Below are 15,385 nucleotides of genomic sequence, written 5' to 3'. Positions count from 1 at the left end.
ATGGAACAAGCCGAATGGTCACACGGGAATGACCTCAGGCGCACGTGGAGACCATGCCGCCCGCTCATGGTAAAGCGACGCGCTCGGGGCCACCCAGGTGCGGAATGTCTCGGCTGCGTCGATCGACTGGTGGATGGTCGCGTTGTCGCCTTCAACGAGCAGCAGGACGCCGTGGTTTTCGAAAGCTGTCCACGTCTCCCAGTTCTCGGGCAGCGTCACGAACGTCAAGGCGGTCTGGTTGTCGAGACCGAGACGAACACGGAGGACCTGGTTGATGGGACGTCCCGATGAGTGGACGAACATGTAGTCAGCCATCTTGAGAAGACGCGCGCCGTTGCTCGGCTCGAGCGAGGTGTCCCAGACGTTTTCCGATGAGTGGATGTTCTGCGGATGCGGCATCCTGGGTCGCGGCGGGAAGTCGGCCTCGGTCGCGCCATCCGGGCGGCTGTTCACATGCATGCGCTCCATGCCATCCGACGTCGTAAAGGCATAGCGGCCGGGGGCATGGTAGAAGGCATGCCGATAGAGGATGTTCTCCACGGTCACGACATTCCCGGGAGACAGCTTGCACAGGGCGCTGACGGAACCCCAAGAGTAGGAAGCCTGGGCGTTCCTGAAACCGTTCACGGCGGCATTGTCGGGTGCCTTACGGGCCTCGTCGTAGCGGATCGTGGCGATGAAATACGTGGCATTCTTGGCGCGGGCGAAGGTCGAACCTATCACCTGACGACGGCTGAAAAGAACAGGAAGGCTTTCAGCGCCTGCGGGGATGAAGGGGCGCAGACGTGGATCGTCAGGCAGCGTGTGATACCCGATGGCGCGGTCGGACGACGCAATGGTCATATAGCAATCTGAGGCCTCGGCGACCTGCGTGTCGTAGTACGGGACGACGAACGACCCACTGACGACCTTGTTTCCATAGTCGGCGTCCGGAAACGCATCGACGCCTGACCGGTCGAGAACGACGCCTGAAGCCCAGTCCTCTCGGAACATGGCGCAGAAGGTTCCGTCAGGGGATTGCGGCTCGACGCCGCCGACGGCGTGGGAATACTCGGGGCGCACGAAAATGTTGGTGCCGAAGGCGCTATCGTAGAGCGTCACACGAACGGCACCCTGATCCCCGATGCGGCCGCCGAAGGACAGCAGGACGTCGCGAAGCATCTGCACCGGATTGGAGCCGCTCGCGCGGTTCTGGGCGCTGACGTCGGGAGCCAGAGGGTCATACGGTGGTGTGAACCATTTCTGCGCGAAGCTGGAGAAGCCTCCGCGCGATCCCGCTACGATACCGTCGCCGACGAAACCGAGATATCCACCGTTCGATTCCGTCACTGAATAGTCGTTGGGGAAGGTCAGATATCCCTCGGCGTCGGGGACGACGCGCAGGCCGATACCCTTCACCTTGGCGTACCACTGCGACAGGGACACCGAGGTCTCGTATTTTTTCCGGATGCGGGCGAGGACGCGACGGGTCAGCATCAGAAGCGCATGCCTCCCTCGAAGCCGAGGACCACGTTCGACACGGGATCGAATAGGAACGTGAAGACATACAGCCCACCATAGTTCACTGGCTGCGATCCGTCGGGGTTCAGCGTGTCGGGTATGGTGGCCTTCTCCGACCAGCTGACGCCCTGAAACGACGGGATCGATCCGCCTGAAGGTACCGACAGCATGAGGACGCAGGACCACGTCCGCATGCGTTCGGGCGCATCCTGCCGTGGGGTGGCCGCCGTGGGGAATTCCGGCATAGGCAAAATGATCGTAGTCTGCCCTGCAACGGAGACGCGCCATATCTGGCAGCGTGTCGGATCGAGGGCAACGGAACCACCGTCGGGAACGTTGAGCACGACCATGGTCTCCGTATACGCCCTGATCTCGACATCGGTCAGCTCGTGCCATCCGTTGCTCTTATGTGCGCCCTCGGCTTTCGGGAACGCGGGAGCCGTGGCACCGACGGTGCGGATCGGTGGCTGAGACTGAAGGGTCGGATCGCCAGCGTTGACGCCTGCTGTCGACGTGACGTTCGGTCCTGGGGAACGCTCGGGCGTCGCCGCACGGCGGATGCCTGTGGTCAGGTCGGTCATGCTGCACCTCCGAGATCGATCTGCCGTGGTCCCTCGAACGGGATCGCAGAAATGATTTCCGCTTCCAGCAAGAGTTTATCGTCGGACGCGAGTGGGACAAGGTCGAAAGACAAGTTTGTCGGTACGTCGGATATCAGCTTGCTCGGATCGGTGGCGTTGTCGTCGGTGCGACCTGCGGCGGGGTCATAATCGCGTTCCTCGATGTAGGCGATCTGATCGGCGACGGCGTTCTCGACATTGGCGCGGATGACGCCGCCGGCGTTCATAGGCGACGGTTCGAGCGCTGACACGGACGGCAGCGCGACGACATCCCAGTCGTCACCCGTCAGTGACGTCGAAACCGTGCCGGCCGGCGCAGGCGTTGCCTTGCCCGATCCGAGGGCGCATTTGATGGTGATCGAGCAGATATGGTCGTCGTCGTCAGCCGATATCGTCATGCGGTAGGCGGTGACTTTGCCCTCGAGGAAGTCGCCTTCGATCGCCAACCGACTCCTTGGGATCGTGAAGCGCGCGACCTTGCCGATCCACAAACCTTTCTCGATGGCGTCGTCGAGCGGCACCTCGACCGTTATCTCGACGGCGCGCATGCTGTCGGCGAGGACGGCGCGGCCCCGCATGGCTGCGGCGAGCAGCGTCCTGTGGCCGCGTACGGTGGTCAGATATCTGTCGAGGTGGACGCCGCCGAGCGGGGACGCGTCGAGTTCCTGCTTTTCCCAGTTCTGGACGAGGACCGGTGGGAAGGACGTCGTATCGACCCGCTTGAAATCAAGCCCCCAAGTCGCGGCCGACATGCCAGCGGAAACACGACGCCAGTTCGCGCTGCCCTGACGGACCACCGCTCCGACGGAATAATAAGTGGACGACTTCCATGCCGGAGTGACGTCGTCGATCGTGACATCCTGACAGTCGAGGTCTATAACCTGCCTGCCGCCCTTGCCAAGGGACGTGTCCTGAGCGCCCGAGCGGAGGACAATTTTAATACGCTCGGTGCGGGTCTGCTCGGCCGACCAGGAGAGGCTGATGTCGGGGTCGTAATAGACGATGGGAAGCTCGACGGGCCGCGCTTCCTTGGCCGTGAGGTTCGAGTCGGTGATGTACTGGTAGTTGTCGGACGAGCCCTGAAAAGGTCCGGCTTTCTCGGGCTGGCCTGCGGGGTATGTCCGCACGAGCGACGACGAGCGCACCGAATAGCCGTTCGCGTTCGCCAGTCCGTCTCCGACGCGGGGCCAGCGGTTTTCAAAATCGTCGGGTGTCAAGGTGGCGACGACGTCTTCGAAAGCCTCCTCGACAGCGTTGGTCGCGAAGACGATCCCGGACAGCATCTGCTTCCAGGTGGCCGTGACGTTGACCTCGACCTCTTCGAGAGCGGGAGCCGTCACCTCGGCGGAAAGGCTGTCGTCGTACCATTCGAGGCCGAAATCGATGACATCGAGGCCGACGCCAAAGATATCGTGCAGACCGACGGCATGGGTCGCGGGATGGAAGGCTATGACGCGACTCTGGCCGTCGAGCAGTTCGACGGGGTCGTCACGCTTGTCGGACGCGATCAGGACGTCGTCATAATGACCCTCGTTCTTGGTGGCCTGCAGGACGACGAGCTGGGCGGCTTCCCAGTCTCCGGGCGCGCACTTGAACAGCAGCGTGGCGCTCTCAGGATCGCCGCCAAGAGGAAACGCGTCGACCTTGCCCTTAGCCAGGAAGTAGACGTTGCCGTTCCGATGGAGATACGAAAAGAACGCCCACTGCTTCTTGCCGGGATTGGCGAGGCCGCCTTCGGGCGGGCGCACGTCGATCTGGAAGGTCGCGAACTCGTCCTCAGAACTCGGCCCGAATTCGATGCGCTCCACCTCCAGATCGAAGCGGCAGTGGACGGCTGGGTCGAAGACCTCGTCCTCATCGACCATTGCAATATACGGATCGCCCCAGGCCATATCAGACCTCGCGCAAGTTCAGGGTGGCCGAAACCATAGCTCCCCATTCATCGTGATCGATATCCCACTCTCCGACCATCCAAACGATGATCGGCCGGTAGGTGTAATTCGTGGCCCCCTGGGGAGCGACGGCCTCATCTGCGCCGGAAGGCACGATGTCACCATTCGCGTCACGCCAGATCACGGACCCGGGGACGTGCGGTCTGGAGAACGGCTTCCCCGCATCGCCGGACAGTTCGGCGGCGTTATGCGTAGTCAGAATGGCTCCTGACCAAAGCCCGTCGAACGCAGGTGGATACGTGTCCCCGAAGGTGATCGTTGAACGGTACTTCCTGAGACTCGGACGGCTTCGATCCTTCAGGTCCCCGTTCGCGAGACGGCGCTGAGCTACAGGCGTGTCTGGGGTGATCGTCTGTCCGAGATTTCTCGACGACTGCGGAACGATTCCAAGTTCGAGAAAGTCGAGATGGGTTTCGCCGTAATACATGTCAGCTCCTCTTCCAGCGTGCGGCCGGTCCTCGCGATGCGGCCGCCGACCTGTTCATGGCGCGGTTGACGGCGCGCACGGCGTCGCGCTCGGCGAAGACCTGGCCGATGCGCTGGCCGCCAAGGGCGAGATTCCAAGACCCCATGTTTTCCATGCCTGATGATGCCGGAACCATCTGACCCGCGATGCCGCCGGTGGCGAAATGGGTTCTGGGGATCATGAGGTTGTTAAGACCGTGGATGAAGTTCTCGCCGTAGTGCGTGACGGCACGGGCGTTGACGACACCTTCGCCAGACGAGAGCCACGCCCTGATCTTGTCGCCGACGGGGCCGCCGGGGCCACGGATGATCCCGCCTGTTGCAAGGCGCGGAGACTTGTCTGCGGAACCTATCGAACCTTGAGTACCAAACGATGGAATGGTCTCGGAAATGCGTCCGACAGCATCGGAAGCCTCCGCCGTGATCGCTCTCCATAACGCTCGGAAGCGGTCGCCGATCTGGGTCGCCAGGTCGTCGAAATACGGAAACAGTCCCTCGAAACTGTCGGTGACGTCGGAATACGCCAGGGCTGGCGCGAGGTCGAACGAGCGCCACAGGCCATGGAAGACGATGCGGGTAGCATCGACCTGCTCTCGGAAGAAATCGGTCATCCGGCTCCAGGTGGACTTGGTCTTCTCGAAAGCCGCAGCTTGATACTCGTCGCTCGAGTCCCACATGGTCTTCATGGACGCTACCGCCTTGGCGGTCTGTGTTTCCACGTAGTCCGCCGCCGTGCCGGCCTTTTCCATGCCGTCGGTAAGGGCGTCCCTAGCGCGGTCGCCGAAGTCCGCAAAGGTGTCTGGCATTTCGGCCATGGCTTCCTTCGCGCTGTCGACCGCGTCGGCCGTGGCGTCCTTGACGTCGCCGAACGAGGTCTTGAGCGTGCCGCCAAGGCCCTCGGGGAGCTTTGCCCCGGACTTCACAAGTTCGTCCAGCTTCTTCTTCGCGGCGTCGAGGCCAGCTGTGCCGAGAGACGTCGGCATGCTCAGATCGGGCAGAGAGACGTCGAGGGACGACATGCGATCCTGCGCCGCCTTGATCGCGGCGATCTGCTTCTCGTCCATAACTCCGACGGTGTCGGAGATGGCTGCGCCCATCTGCTCGCTGGTCAGTCCGTATTCTTTCCGGAGATCGGCGAGCTGCTCGGAGACCTTGGACGTCGTGTCCATGGCCGAGGTCTTCATTTGCTCGCCAGTCAGACCGTACTGCTGCTGCAGCTTGCGCAACTGGTCGCCCATGGAAGCGGTCGCACCGCTTGCGGCGTCCTTGCCCGAGGCGAACATGGCGTCCCACTTGCTCGTGCTCTCAGTTGCCGCCGTGCTGATCTCGGCCTTCAGTTCCTTTACGTTCTCCGTGACGCCGCCGAAGGCTTCCGAGCCCTTGTCCTTTATCGTGCCGAATGCCTTCTCCATTTCCTGGCGGCTGTCGGCGGCCGCCTTTTCCATGGCGGCGTGGTCTTTCTCGACCCGCTCGACGGTCTTGCCGGACGCATCGAGAATACGGTCGCCCGCTTCTTCGAACGGCTTGGAGATTTCTACGGGATCGATAAGCCCGAACCACTCGGCGATCGAGCGGATGGCGCTTTTAAAGGTTTCGACGGGGTGCAGGATCGTCTGGACGATGCCCTTCATGGCGGACCAGAGCGTTCCAAAAACCCACTTCAGAACGGCCCAAACCTCATCCCGAAATTGGTAGACGACATATCCGATACCAGCGATCGCGACGGCGATAGCGGTTGCAGCGCCGATCATCACCCACATCGGCGCGGTGGCTCCGACGAACAGCGTCGTCAGCCATGTCAGCGCCGGGATGATCGCGCTGAAGATCAACTGGCCGACCGACCTCAAAACACCCGCAAAACCATTGACGATAAAGAGCGTCGTGGAGATCGCCGTCGCGATCGTCTGAAAGATCGCGGTCGCTTTCGTCAGGTGCAGGATGAGAAACACGAGACCGAGCTGGACGCCACTGTCCAGTCCAAGCGCCTTCGCGACGGCGTCAAGGCCCTTGTAGAACGTGACGAAGATGTCCTTCACGGTGGTGACCGCGACGACGATATCGTTCGGCAGGTTCTTGAACAGGTTGACGATGGTATCGCGGTGCTGTTTGACCCAGTCGGCGATCGGGCCGAGGAACGCGAAGGGATTTTCTTTTGCAATCTGGTCACCGTTCAGGAGCGTGGCAACCGCCACTACGAGGTCGGAAAACGCCGAGGCGATAAAGGCGACGGCAGTCGCGATCTCGTCACGGTAGTTGACGATGACGCCCGCGACCGCACCGACGGCGATGCCGAGGCTGCGGATCGTCTCGCCGATCTTGCCCGCCCACGGCATCGAGTATTCGCCCTTTTCCCCGGACATGCCCTGTCGCAGGTTGTCGAAGGCAACGGCAACGGTCGCCGCGATCTCGGCAAGGGTCGGAAACTGTGATTCTCCGTAGCCGGCCGCCGCGACGATTGCCTGGGCTAGCGACCACGCCGCAGCCGACGCAGAGTTCAGCGCCTTCCAGACGTCGTTAAGCCAGGTCGCTCTGGTGGCTGTCTTACCGCCGATGATGTCGAGAACGTCGGCAAGGACATCCTTGACCGTGCTGAGTGCCGGGACGAGCTTGCGGACCCATCCGCGCTCGATCTTTCCGATGTCGCCCATGAACGCGCGAGCGATATCGGCGGACAGGCTGGTGATGTTGGCGGCGGCGTCCCCGACGATCTTCGCGATCCGGTCGCCGCTCTTGGCGAGGAAGGCGGCTGTCTTCTCGGAATTCTTCGTGAGCTGGGGCAACAGGGCGTCGCCGACCTTGTACGAGATGCCGATCAGGGCTTCGCGGACCTTCCGGGATTTCGCGATGAGATCGGACGCCTGCTTCGACTGGGCTTCCGTGACCGTGGTGCCGTACTGGTCAGCCTGTGCGGAATACTTGCGCAGACCCTCCGCGCCGTCCTCGAGGATCGGCAGGAGCTTCGTGGCGCTCGTCCCGAACAGGTCGACGGCGGCGCTGGCGCGGAGGTTGTCCTTGGGGATTGCCTTGAGGCCGTCGGCGACTTCGTCGAGAATCTGGTCGGTCGACTTGATCTCCCCGTTGAGGTCGCGGACGCTGACGCCGATCTGTTTGAAATAGGCCTCGGACGCGCCGCCCTTGGAGGCGTCGATGATGCGGTCGGATAGAGACTGGAGACCTGTGGTGATGTCCGTGACGGAGCCGCCAGCCAGACGGGTCGCGGAAGCTAGCCGCGAGAACGTCTCGGTGGAGACGCCAGCCGCGCGGGCGAGTTTGCCCATTTCCGAAATCGAGGACCCGACCTTGATACCGAACCCGTTGACGGCAGCCACAGCGCCGACGCCGAGGGTAGCGATCTTGCCGGAAGCGTTGACGGCGGCCTTTCCGAGTTCGGTGACCATGCTCGATGACGTCTTGATGATCGTCGTTAGGCCGCCGACGGCGTTCTTCATCAGGCCGAAGCTGCGGACCCCGACCGTGCCGGTCGTGCGCAGCGTGGTGTTGGCGACGCCGACAGACTTGGACAGCCCGTCGCCGACCTTCTTGCCCGCATCGCTCATGCGGTCGGCGGCGCGTTCGAAGTCTGCCGATATCGACGCGAACGAAGCCTTGATCTCGTCGAGACCCTGGAATCTGATCTTCGCGTTGATGATGGGCTGGGTCACTTACGATCTCTCCAGGGAAGGTTTCCGTGCAGGGCGTCGAGCCTCTTGGCCGTCGCGTCCGACACGGGTACGGGTGCCGATGTTTCCTCACTGTGAGACCGTTCGGGCGCGTGACGCTCGGTGATTGCGGATCGGAAACTTTCAATAGTCTTCTCGTCGCCACGCGAGGCGAGCGTCGCGATATCCAGCTCCCGAAGGCCCTCGTAATCTTTCAGGTGCCTATGGATGTGCAGTCGATGCATGATCTGCCGCGGTGTCATCATCCAGGGATCGGGATAGCCAGCCTCGACGAGGACGGCGCAGGCCTGGTCGAGCATTTCCCACAGGCCCAGAGACGGACCTGTGGAAGGTTTGACCTGCGACGGGTGGCTTACTCGGCTGCGACCTTTGCCGGAGCGGGCTTCTCGACCGTGATCCCGAACCGAAGCCCCAGGCTCGCCAGCTTTTTTTTAGAGGTCTCTGTGTCGGGCATGATGGCGGCGACGATGCCTTCAGCGAGTTCGAACAGCTCGTCGGGCAGAAGGGAGATCACGTATTCCTCGATCTCGGCAGCGGCCTCGGCGTCGGCCTTGGCGGCCAGGCTACGAACACCGATCCAGCGGGCCAGCGCGGGCACCTTGCGGAGGAGACCCGGAATATCGACGTCGCCGGTGGCGAACCTGCTGAGGTCTTCATGGCTGACTTCGGCTTCGACGCGTTCGATGATCTCGATGAGGCCCGGCGGGCTGATTTCCAGTTTGGTGTCGCCGATGACGACGGTGTGGGTCCGCTTCATCGCCTTGAACGCGGCGAGGTTTCGGTGGGCAAGTGCGGTCATGGTCTCTCCTGTGGCGCATCTCCAGCGCTTGGATCAGGAGAGCGCGGCAGGCGCGCGTGAGACCCGGTGAAAATGAAGAAGCCGCCAACGAGGGCGGCTTCGCAAGGTCGGATGCGGCCGATCACTCGTCCCTTAGGTCCATGAGGACGCCCAGCCCCTGAGAGGTGTCCAGCGCCGATCCGGTGAACTCCACCGAGTCGAAGTCGTCTTCGCCGATGAACGCCACCTCGTTCGCAGGCGATAGTTCGACCTGGTACAAGTGGAGCGCCTGAGGAATGGAATCCTCGCCGACGTCGCGGACGATGATTTCGAGGGTGTTAGAAGATTGAGCGCCAACCTTGGCCTTCATTCTGGTACCCTTGGCGATAGCACCCTTCGTACCGCTGATCGTCAAGACGGCTCCTTCGGCAAGACCCGCGGGCAACTCGAAGACCTCGACGATACCGAGTTCAGGGTCTACCGTGCGGAACTGGCCAGCGGTGAATGTGGTGGAACCCGAGGCGATCCCAGTGACTTCGATATCCTGAACGCCGACGTAGAACAGGCCGACAGCTGCCGTCTCCTGATACTCGAAGTCTCCCGCGTCCTGTTCGTAATCAACTGCGACGCCGAGGATCGACATCATCCTGACGAACTGGGTGAACTGGTAAACCGTCATCGACACTGCGGAGTCGATCTGAGTGACGCTTTCCTTCGCCTTGGTGCGCACGCGAGCATTCTTCCTGTAGCGCGCCACCTTCGTGGACGTCAGGTTGAACCCGAACTTGTCCACGTCACCGAACTGGCGGAAGGGCGTGATCGCTACGCCGTTCTTGAGGACGCGGAAGATGACCTCTGCGCGAGACATCTTGTAAAATTTCGGGCTGAGGACGGAATAAGATGCAGCCATGTGGCGACTCCCGGTTAAGCGTGCATCGGCACGGAATTGTTTTGTTCGGTGGTCCGCCAGGTTGCCGAGTAGAAGAGCTGCCTGACGGAGACGACTGAGCCACGATTGCTCGTCGTGCCCGATTGAGACCCGGTGGAAATGAGTTCGGAAACCCGCGCCTTGCCGTCCGCGCCGCGCAGGAAGGGTTCGTCCATGAGCGCCTTGTCGATCCGCAGGCCGAGCGCGCGTTGTACGGCCAGAACGCTTGTGTCCCTACCGTCATGAACGAGGCTGATGGCAATCTGACCATCGTTCTTACGGGGACGATGACCCTGTCGTCCGCCGTCGCGGGTTTCGGTCTGGGTCGTTGGCAGCTGGACGCGGACGCACGGCCAATCTTCTGGAGTCAGAGGTACGTGCGCTGATTCCTCGACACGACCTCCGAACTCGGGACATTCGGCGACGATGCGGGCGATGATGATGTCCACGATATCCTGTTCGATGCTCATCTCGGGGTCGTCTCCAGATCGATTGTCACCAGGGCCACGCCGTCGGGGCGGATGCCGTTGCCTTTGTCAGCGATGCTGTAGGTGACGCCTCGGACCTCGAAGCTATCGTCCTTCTGGATGTCGAGGATGTCCGAGGGGTCGACACGCAGGGTGTTGAGCATCGTCTTCATCGCGTACCCCCGCTGGCTCTCGGGGAATTCCCGAGCTTTCTGCCTGACGATGGCGCGGATCGTTCTCTCGCCACCGCCGGCGGATTTCAGCACGACGTCCTCGGCGTTCCCCGTGGAGAGCAGCGTTCGGGCGAAGTCTTCAAATCCGGGTGCGCTGGTCAGGAGCATGACGTCACAGCTCCGATGCGGCCGACCAGAACTCGTCGAGGCCGTCGGCGTCCATACCGATGGCCGTGGCGAATACTATCACCAGGGGGTGATCTCGGTGGAAGCTCGTCGCCCCGGTCATCAGCATGCGTGCTGAGAACTGGTCGACGCTGGACAGGCCTGACACGATCGTCTCGACGGCAGCGGGGAGCGTCCCGGTTGCTACGGCGGCCAATGCCTCGGCCTCGGATATGCGACCGTCGATCGCGAGCTGGTGGAAAAATTGACGATCGGAGATCGGCGGCGACGGGATCACGACTTCTGCGATCTCGAAATCGTCCTCGACGTCCTCGTATGTGTCCGTTTCGGCGTTGTAGCGTAGACCAATACGTGCCATCACCGTCTCCATCTTGTTGTCACGGACCCGTCGTCCCATGTCACGCCTGCGGTTCCTAGCAGCAGACGGATGCCCGTGATCCCGACGCCGACGGCCGTCGTGACATGGCAAGAAAACATACTTCGGTTTGCGGCGTCGAAGACCGATGATTCGATGCGCCAAGTGTTGCCGAGCTGCCTACGCAACCTGATACCTCCCGACATGTACCCGTTCGCCAGCAGGCTGCCCGCCAGGATGGCGGCGTCGCCTGGACTCTCAGCGACTGATGACAACGTCGATCCGGCCAAGTTGTTGAGGTAGCCATAATAGCCGCTCGACAGCAGCGACCCGGTCTCGCCGTAGACGCGAGCGTACATACTCGACGTCGCGGTCGTCGAGACGCCTTGGAGCGCGAGGTCGAGTTCATTGGCATCGGAAGAAACATTAGTTAAATCAATGAAATTCTTGCCGCTCAGGCTGAGCGTGCCGAGGCTGACCCAGCCGCTCCGGCCGATCGCCGTGTTTAAATTTTCCCGCGTGATCATCTGAGAGATCATCTCAGCTTTCGCAAATTCCAGCTCGGCTTTTGAGACACCTGGAGAGCTTGGAGAACCCGAGTTGAACATTATCAGGCTCCCAAAATTGCAACCATCGCGCTGCCCGTAGCGGGTTGCGCGAGGAAGATGCTGAGGTCTCGGCTCTCGCCGATGGCGTATGTCAGCCGCGACGTGCCGGAGCACGGGCCGACAGGGTAGGGGTTCAGGGCTGGGGTCGCGGCGGGGTTGTCGCTGTAAAAAAGATTGACGATATCCGCGCTCTCGATCTGAGCGATGACGACGATTTCCACGAGCTGTATGCCGTCAGGTATGACGAAATCAGCATTATGAGACGCGCTCGAGATGAGCTTGATCTGGGCGTTCGCGGTATCCAGCGGCATGACCGGAATAAGCTCGGGATCGCCGAATATCGTTTTGGTCGCAAAGCTACCCATTTGAAGACTCCGTGTTTCCCTTGAGGATGGCGTCTTTTAATGTGTGACGCTCGGTGAAACGAAACGGCCCCCGATTACGAAAACCAGGGGCCTGAGGCATGCTCGCGCGGAGATAGACGCGTCATGCAACGGGGTCTTCGTCGGGTGCCTGGACTTCGGCGATTTCTACTGCCGTGATCACGGCAGCGTCGGCGCTCTGGAGTTCCGACGCGAAATCGACGCCGATGTTCGAGAACACGGTACCCGGCCAATGAAATCTGCCGTCGTGCTTGACCGTCCTGGTAAGCGTGGCGTTGTAGAGTTCCTCGGTCACGATCGGTTCGATGGTGTTTTCCGACGGGGTTGTTTCGGGCTTCTTCGCCATGTGGCGTCTCCTAATTCTGATGACAGTGGACTGAAAGAGGCCCCGTTTCGGCGGGGCCTCGTTTGGTCAGCCGAAAACCTTCATGGAGAAGGAGCCGTTCGGACGTGTCGGGACCGGAAGAGGCGACGTCTGCGACAGCAGCATGCGCACCGACGGATCGTTCTCGACCCAGCTCTTGTGGAAGATCGACACCGCCTGGATTCCTGCTTCTTCGTCGAGGATCGCGCCGTATGCACGCAGTCCCTCGATTGCGTCCGAGCCTCCGACAACGGTGCCAGGTGCGAACACGGGCTTCACGGTGTTGGTATCGGGGTCGAGGTAGTATTCGGAATACGTCCAGACGTTGAACGAGCCGAAGTTACCGACGAACTTCAGGCCGTTCGGCACCGACGCCAAACCCAGGCCGCCAAGCTCGGCTGTCGGCGCGCCGGCGGCGCGCCGGATGTCGAGGATTTCGGTGACCTGCTTGTTGCGCCTGAAGTACTTCGTTGCCACGGGGTCCATGACGATATCGGTGACGGGAGCGCCTTCGAGTTCGTGGACGCGCTCGCACGCAGCTTCCAGGTCGTCGATCGGCGTCGCGCCGTCCTCGTCCCATTTGTCAAAACCGGACAGCACGATCGATAGGCTATCGTCGCGGCCGAACCTGACGACCTTTTCCGCGTACCCGTCACCCTTGACGGTGACCTTTCCGTCCACGACGGACTCGACGGCCATCAGGTTGAGGCGGCGATCGATCATCTCCTTGTGGTCCGCGATCGTCGCCAGGAGCGACGCCTGACGCCGCTGGAACGGAGTCAGAGGTGTTTCGAGGCCTTCTCCGATCGCGCGCTTCAGGGCGTCAGCCGGACGCAGCGGAGTCTTAGGCTTCACGTAGGCGGGACGGAAGGTCGCCGTCTCGTAGCCGTCGCGCTCGATGATTTTGCCCTGCGACGTCGGAGCGACGAAGGGAGCGATCTTGCGCTTTTTCACTTCGATATCGAAGTGGATTTCCTCGGTTGCTTCCAGCTGCTCGGTGCGGAACCAGAGGTCCAAGATGCCGAGCTTCGGAGTGATAAGCGAACGCGATGCCTTGAGCATGGCGTTGGTGCTGTAGATGTCGATAGTCTTGGCCATGGTTATGTTCCCCCCGCCGCGATTAGATGTGGATGCTGAGCAGACGCAGCGCGTCGCGCGTGCTGTCGGCCGTGTGACCCGCGCCAAAGGTCAGGTTCCGGGCGAGGAACTGGCCAGTGAGGTAGGAGGTGACGCCGACGTCGGCAGCCGATGCGTCGGCCTCTTCGTCAGCGAGGATGGCGAACGGCGTCCCCGATCCATCGGTGGCCGCGGCGACCGACAGGACGAGCTTACCGGTGGCGGTCACGCGGCCAAGGACAGCACCGCGCGTCAGGTTCTGGCCAGCGGCCAGGACGCCGGGGCGTGTCACGAGCGGGAAATCACCAGCGATGATTTCCTTGACGACGTAGCTTGTGCGGGAAAAAGATGCGGACATCGGTGGGTTTCCTTACCTGGTTTTGATGCCGAGCATCTTTGCGGTTGCGAGGAGTTCGTCGCCGCCGTCACGGGCCGACCTGGTCCCCTGACTGCCGGCACCGAGCTTGACGTTGCCCTGGGCGCGCAGACGGGCGTCGAAGCCGTTGCCCTTGGCGGACGTGGCGGTCTTCTTCGGCGAAGCGCGGAGCATGTCGGCGGCCGCCTTGACGGACATCGACGTCGAGAGGGCAATATGCTCGGCGAGCTTGCGACGGCCGACGGCGGCCGGGTGGCCGAGGATCGCGGCGATACGGGCCTTTTCACCCTTCGCCTTGGCCTTGGAGGCCGGAACGGGTTCTTCGTCTTCGGCTTCTTCCTCGTCCTCGGCGTCGACCTCTTCGTCCTCGGCGGACGTATCGTCGTCTTCGCCTTCGGCCGTGGTGTCGTCGTCCTCGCCTTCGGCGTTGACGTCATCCTCGTCTTCGGCGTCGAGTTCTTCCTCGTCCTCGGCGTTCTGGTCTTCCTCGGCGGCCCGCGCCTTGGCTTTGACTTTCAGGCTCTTGGCTGTCGCCTTGATGAGACCCATTTCGTTTCCTCCCGTCACCGCCGGCAGAGCCGGGGCAGTCGATTGATTGGTGTTTCCGAGTTCGGAGATCAGGCCTTCCAGGCTGCCGACCGCGTCTGCGAGACCCGCATCCACCGCCGCCTGGCCGACAAAACATCCGCCTTTCCCGAAATCTGACAGGACGTCCGCGCGTGAGACCCGGCGAAAATTCGCGACGGCGGAAACGAAGACTTCGGCGAGCGCGTCGACGTTCGTCTGGATGGCGGCGTCGCCTTCCTTGGTGCCGGGATCGGCGTTCTTCATCGGCGATTGAGAGGAGATGAAACGGTATTCCTTGATGCCGCTCCGCTCGTAGGCGGCGCTCGCGTCCATGATTGTCGCCATGACGCCGATGGAGCCGACGGAGGACGTTGCGGAGACCACGACACGGCTGCACGAGGAAGCGATCCAGTAGGCGGCCGAGGCGACCATGCCCGTGCCGTAGGCGACGATGGTCTTTTCCTGAGCCATGGAATGGATGGCGTCGGCCAACTCGGCACAGCCGGTCACCTCGCCACCGGGGCTATCGACGTCCAGAATGATCGCGCGGACGTCTGGGTTCTTGACGGCAGCGTTGATGTCCCTGATCAGGATTTCGTATGAGCTGGAACCGGAGAAAAGACCCCACCAGGACAGCTGCCTCATTAGGACGCCGCCGACTGGAATCACGGCAATGCCGTTGTGTATCTGGCCGTCCCAAGCTCCCTCGAGCTGGTCGCCCCATTCTTTCGCGATCGCCTGAAAAGACCGTTCCTGCTCCTCGGCGCGGGCGAGGATCGCGCGCATAGCCGACTGCTCGATAGCCCAAGGCTGTCCGAGGTGGGACGTCGATCTGAAAAGCTTGAGCATCTGTCACTCCTGAATTTC

At 62.0% G+C, this 15,385-nt stretch carries 17 protein-coding genes; all 17 read right to left on the bottom strand.

The window, feature by feature from the left end; genetic code table 11:
• Positions 1-18 precede the first annotated feature (18 nt).
• Positions 19-1,476: a hypothetical protein gene (locus tag GGQ66_RS04700; protein WP_183789942.1), complete on the bottom strand. Its 1,458-nt coding sequence runs from the start codon at positions 1,474-1,476 to the stop codon at positions 19-21.
• Positions 1,476-2,081 carry a hypothetical protein gene (locus tag GGQ66_RS04695; RefSeq protein ID WP_183789939.1) on the bottom strand — a complete coding sequence of 202 codons (606 nt, stop codon included), beginning with the start codon at positions 2,079-2,081 and terminating at the stop codon, positions 1,476-1,478. The genes GGQ66_RS04700 and GGQ66_RS04695 overlap by 1 nt, the downstream gene beginning before the upstream one ends.
• A complete protein-coding gene (locus tag GGQ66_RS04690; RefSeq protein ID WP_183789937.1) occupies positions 2,078-4,012 on the bottom strand; it encodes a hypothetical protein in 1,935 nt (644 codons plus the stop codon). Before GGQ66_RS04690 ends, GGQ66_RS04695 begins: the two co-directional genes overlap by 4 nt.
• Before the next feature lies 1 nt (position 4,013).
• On the bottom strand, positions 4,014-4,499 hold the full coding sequence (locus GGQ66_RS04685) for a hypothetical protein (protein ID WP_183789935.1): 486 nt from the start codon (positions 4,497-4,499) through the stop codon (positions 4,014-4,016).
• A 1-nt stretch (position 4,500) separates the two neighbouring features.
• Complete coding sequence (locus tag GGQ66_RS04680; RefSeq protein WP_183789933.1) at positions 4,501-8,199, bottom strand: phage tail tape measure protein; 3,699 nt, start codon at positions 8,197-8,199, stop codon at positions 4,501-4,503.
• The gene (locus tag GGQ66_RS04675) at positions 8,196-8,516 is read right to left on the bottom strand and encodes a hypothetical protein (protein WP_183789931.1); all 321 of its coding nucleotides are present in this window, start codon (positions 8,514-8,516) and stop codon (positions 8,196-8,198) included. Before GGQ66_RS04675 ends, GGQ66_RS04680 begins: the two co-directional genes overlap by 4 nt.
• Positions 8,517-8,569: 53 nt before the next feature.
• Positions 8,570-9,016 carry a hypothetical protein gene (locus tag GGQ66_RS04670; protein WP_183789928.1) on the bottom strand — a complete coding sequence of 149 codons (447 nt, stop codon included), beginning with the start codon at positions 9,014-9,016 and terminating at the stop codon, positions 8,570-8,572.
• Between the two features lie 121 nt (positions 9,017-9,137).
• On the bottom strand, positions 9,138-9,863 hold the full coding sequence (locus tag GGQ66_RS04665) for a phage tail tube protein (protein ID WP_183789926.1): 726 nt from the start codon (positions 9,861-9,863) through the stop codon (positions 9,138-9,140).
• Between the two features lie 56 nt (positions 9,864-9,919).
• On the bottom strand, positions 9,920-10,393 hold the full coding sequence (locus GGQ66_RS04660) for a hypothetical protein (protein WP_183789924.1): 474 nt from the start codon (positions 10,391-10,393) through the stop codon (positions 9,920-9,922).
• The gene (locus GGQ66_RS04655; RefSeq protein WP_183789922.1) at positions 10,390-10,731 is read right to left on the bottom strand and encodes a head-tail joining protein; all 342 of its coding nucleotides are present in this window, start codon (positions 10,729-10,731) and stop codon (positions 10,390-10,392) included. The genes GGQ66_RS04660 and GGQ66_RS04655 overlap by 4 nt, the downstream gene beginning before the upstream one ends.
• A 4-nt stretch (positions 10,732-10,735) precedes the next feature.
• Positions 10,736-11,107: a hypothetical protein gene (locus GGQ66_RS04650; RefSeq protein WP_183789920.1), complete on the bottom strand. Its 372-nt coding sequence runs from the start codon at positions 11,105-11,107 to the stop codon at positions 10,736-10,738.
• Positions 11,107-11,712 carry a hypothetical protein gene (locus GGQ66_RS04645; RefSeq protein ID WP_183789918.1) on the bottom strand — a complete coding sequence of 202 codons (606 nt, stop codon included), beginning with the start codon at positions 11,710-11,712 and terminating at the stop codon, positions 11,107-11,109. The genes GGQ66_RS04650 and GGQ66_RS04645 overlap by 1 nt, the downstream gene beginning before the upstream one ends.
• 2 nt (positions 11,713-11,714) lie before the next feature.
• Positions 11,715-12,077, bottom strand: a complete 363-nt coding sequence (locus GGQ66_RS04640) for a hypothetical protein (protein WP_183789916.1) — start codon at positions 12,075-12,077, stop codon at positions 11,715-11,717.
• 121 nt (positions 12,078-12,198) lie between these two features.
• The gene (locus GGQ66_RS04635) at positions 12,199-12,441 is read right to left on the bottom strand and encodes a hypothetical protein (protein WP_183789914.1); all 243 of its coding nucleotides are present in this window, start codon (positions 12,439-12,441) and stop codon (positions 12,199-12,201) included.
• 66 nt (positions 12,442-12,507) lie between these two features.
• Positions 12,508-13,557, bottom strand: coding sequence for a major capsid protein (locus GGQ66_RS04630; protein ID WP_183789912.1), 1,050 nt, complete (start codon positions 13,555-13,557; stop codon positions 12,508-12,510).
• Between the two features lie 22 nt (positions 13,558-13,579).
• Positions 13,580-13,933, bottom strand: coding sequence for a head decoration protein (locus GGQ66_RS04625; RefSeq protein WP_183789910.1), 354 nt, complete (start codon positions 13,931-13,933; stop codon positions 13,580-13,582).
• Positions 13,934-13,945: 12 nt separating this feature from the next.
• Positions 13,946-15,367 (bottom strand): S49 family peptidase, encoded by a 1,422-nt coding sequence (locus tag GGQ66_RS04620; RefSeq protein ID WP_183789908.1) that lies wholly within the window; start codon positions 15,365-15,367, stop codon positions 13,946-13,948.
• Positions 15,368-15,385 lie beyond the last annotated feature (18 nt).

It is taken from the genome of Allorhizobium borbori (assembly GCF_014196535.1).
Lineage (GTDB): Bacteria > Pseudomonadota > Alphaproteobacteria > Rhizobiales > Rhizobiaceae > Ectorhizobium > Ectorhizobium borbori.
The sequence above is the reverse complement of the archived record's forward strand: the minus strand, read 5'-3'. Positions and strand labels throughout refer to the sequence as shown.

Excerpts from the sequence above, each read along its gene's own strand:
- GGQ66_RS04700 (WP_183789942.1), bottom strand. The coding sequence starts at position 1,476 with ATGCTGACCCGTCGCGTCCTCGCCCGCATCCGGAAAAAATACGAGACC.
- GGQ66_RS04695 (WP_183789939.1), bottom strand. The coding sequence starts at position 2,081 with ATGACCGACCTGACCACAGGCATCCGCCGTGCGGCGACGCCCGAGCGT.
- GGQ66_RS04690 (WP_183789937.1), bottom strand. The coding sequence starts at position 4,012 with ATGGCCTGGGGCGATCCGTATATTGCAATGGTCGATGAGGACGAGGTC.
- GGQ66_RS04685 (WP_183789935.1), bottom strand. The coding sequence starts at position 4,499 with ATGTATTACGGCGAAACCCATCTCGACTTTCTCGAACTTGGAATCGTT.
- GGQ66_RS04675 (WP_183789931.1), bottom strand. The coding sequence starts at position 8,516 with ATGCTCGACCAGGCCTGCGCCGTCCTCGTCGAGGCTGGCTATCCCGAT.
- GGQ66_RS04670 (WP_183789928.1), bottom strand. The coding sequence starts at position 9,016 with ATGACCGCACTTGCCCACCGAAACCTCGCCGCGTTCAAGGCGATGAAG.
- GGQ66_RS04665 (WP_183789926.1), bottom strand. The coding sequence starts at position 9,863 with ATGTCTCGCGCAGAGGTCATCTTCCGCGTCCTCAAGAACGGCGTAGCG.
- GGQ66_RS04660 (WP_183789924.1), bottom strand. The coding sequence starts at position 10,393 with ATGAGCATCGAACAGGATATCGTGGACATCATCATCGCCCGCATCGTC.
- GGQ66_RS04655 (WP_183789922.1), bottom strand. The coding sequence starts at position 10,731 with ATGCTCCTGACCAGCGCACCCGGATTTGAAGACTTCGCCCGAACGCTG.
- GGQ66_RS04650 (WP_183789920.1), bottom strand. The coding sequence starts at position 11,107 with ATGGCACGTATTGGTCTACGCTACAACGCCGAAACGGACACATACGAG.
- GGQ66_RS04645 (WP_183789918.1), bottom strand. The coding sequence starts at position 11,712 with ATGTTCAACTCGGGTTCTCCAAGCTCTCCAGGTGTCTCAAAAGCCGAG.
- GGQ66_RS04640 (WP_183789916.1), bottom strand. The coding sequence starts at position 12,077 with ATGGGTAGCTTTGCGACCAAAACGATATTCGGCGATCCCGAGCTTATT.
- GGQ66_RS04635 (WP_183789914.1), bottom strand. The coding sequence starts at position 12,441 with ATGGCGAAGAAGCCCGAAACAACCCCGTCGGAAAACACCATCGAACCG.
- GGQ66_RS04630 (WP_183789912.1), bottom strand. The coding sequence starts at position 13,557 with ATGGCCAAGACTATCGACATCTACAGCACCAACGCCATGCTCAAGGCA.
- GGQ66_RS04625 (WP_183789910.1), bottom strand. The coding sequence starts at position 13,933 with ATGTCCGCATCTTTTTCCCGCACAAGCTACGTCGTCAAGGAAATCATC.
- GGQ66_RS04620 (WP_183789908.1), bottom strand. The coding sequence starts at position 15,367 with ATGCTCAAGCTTTTCAGATCGACGTCCCACCTCGGACAGCCTTGGGCT.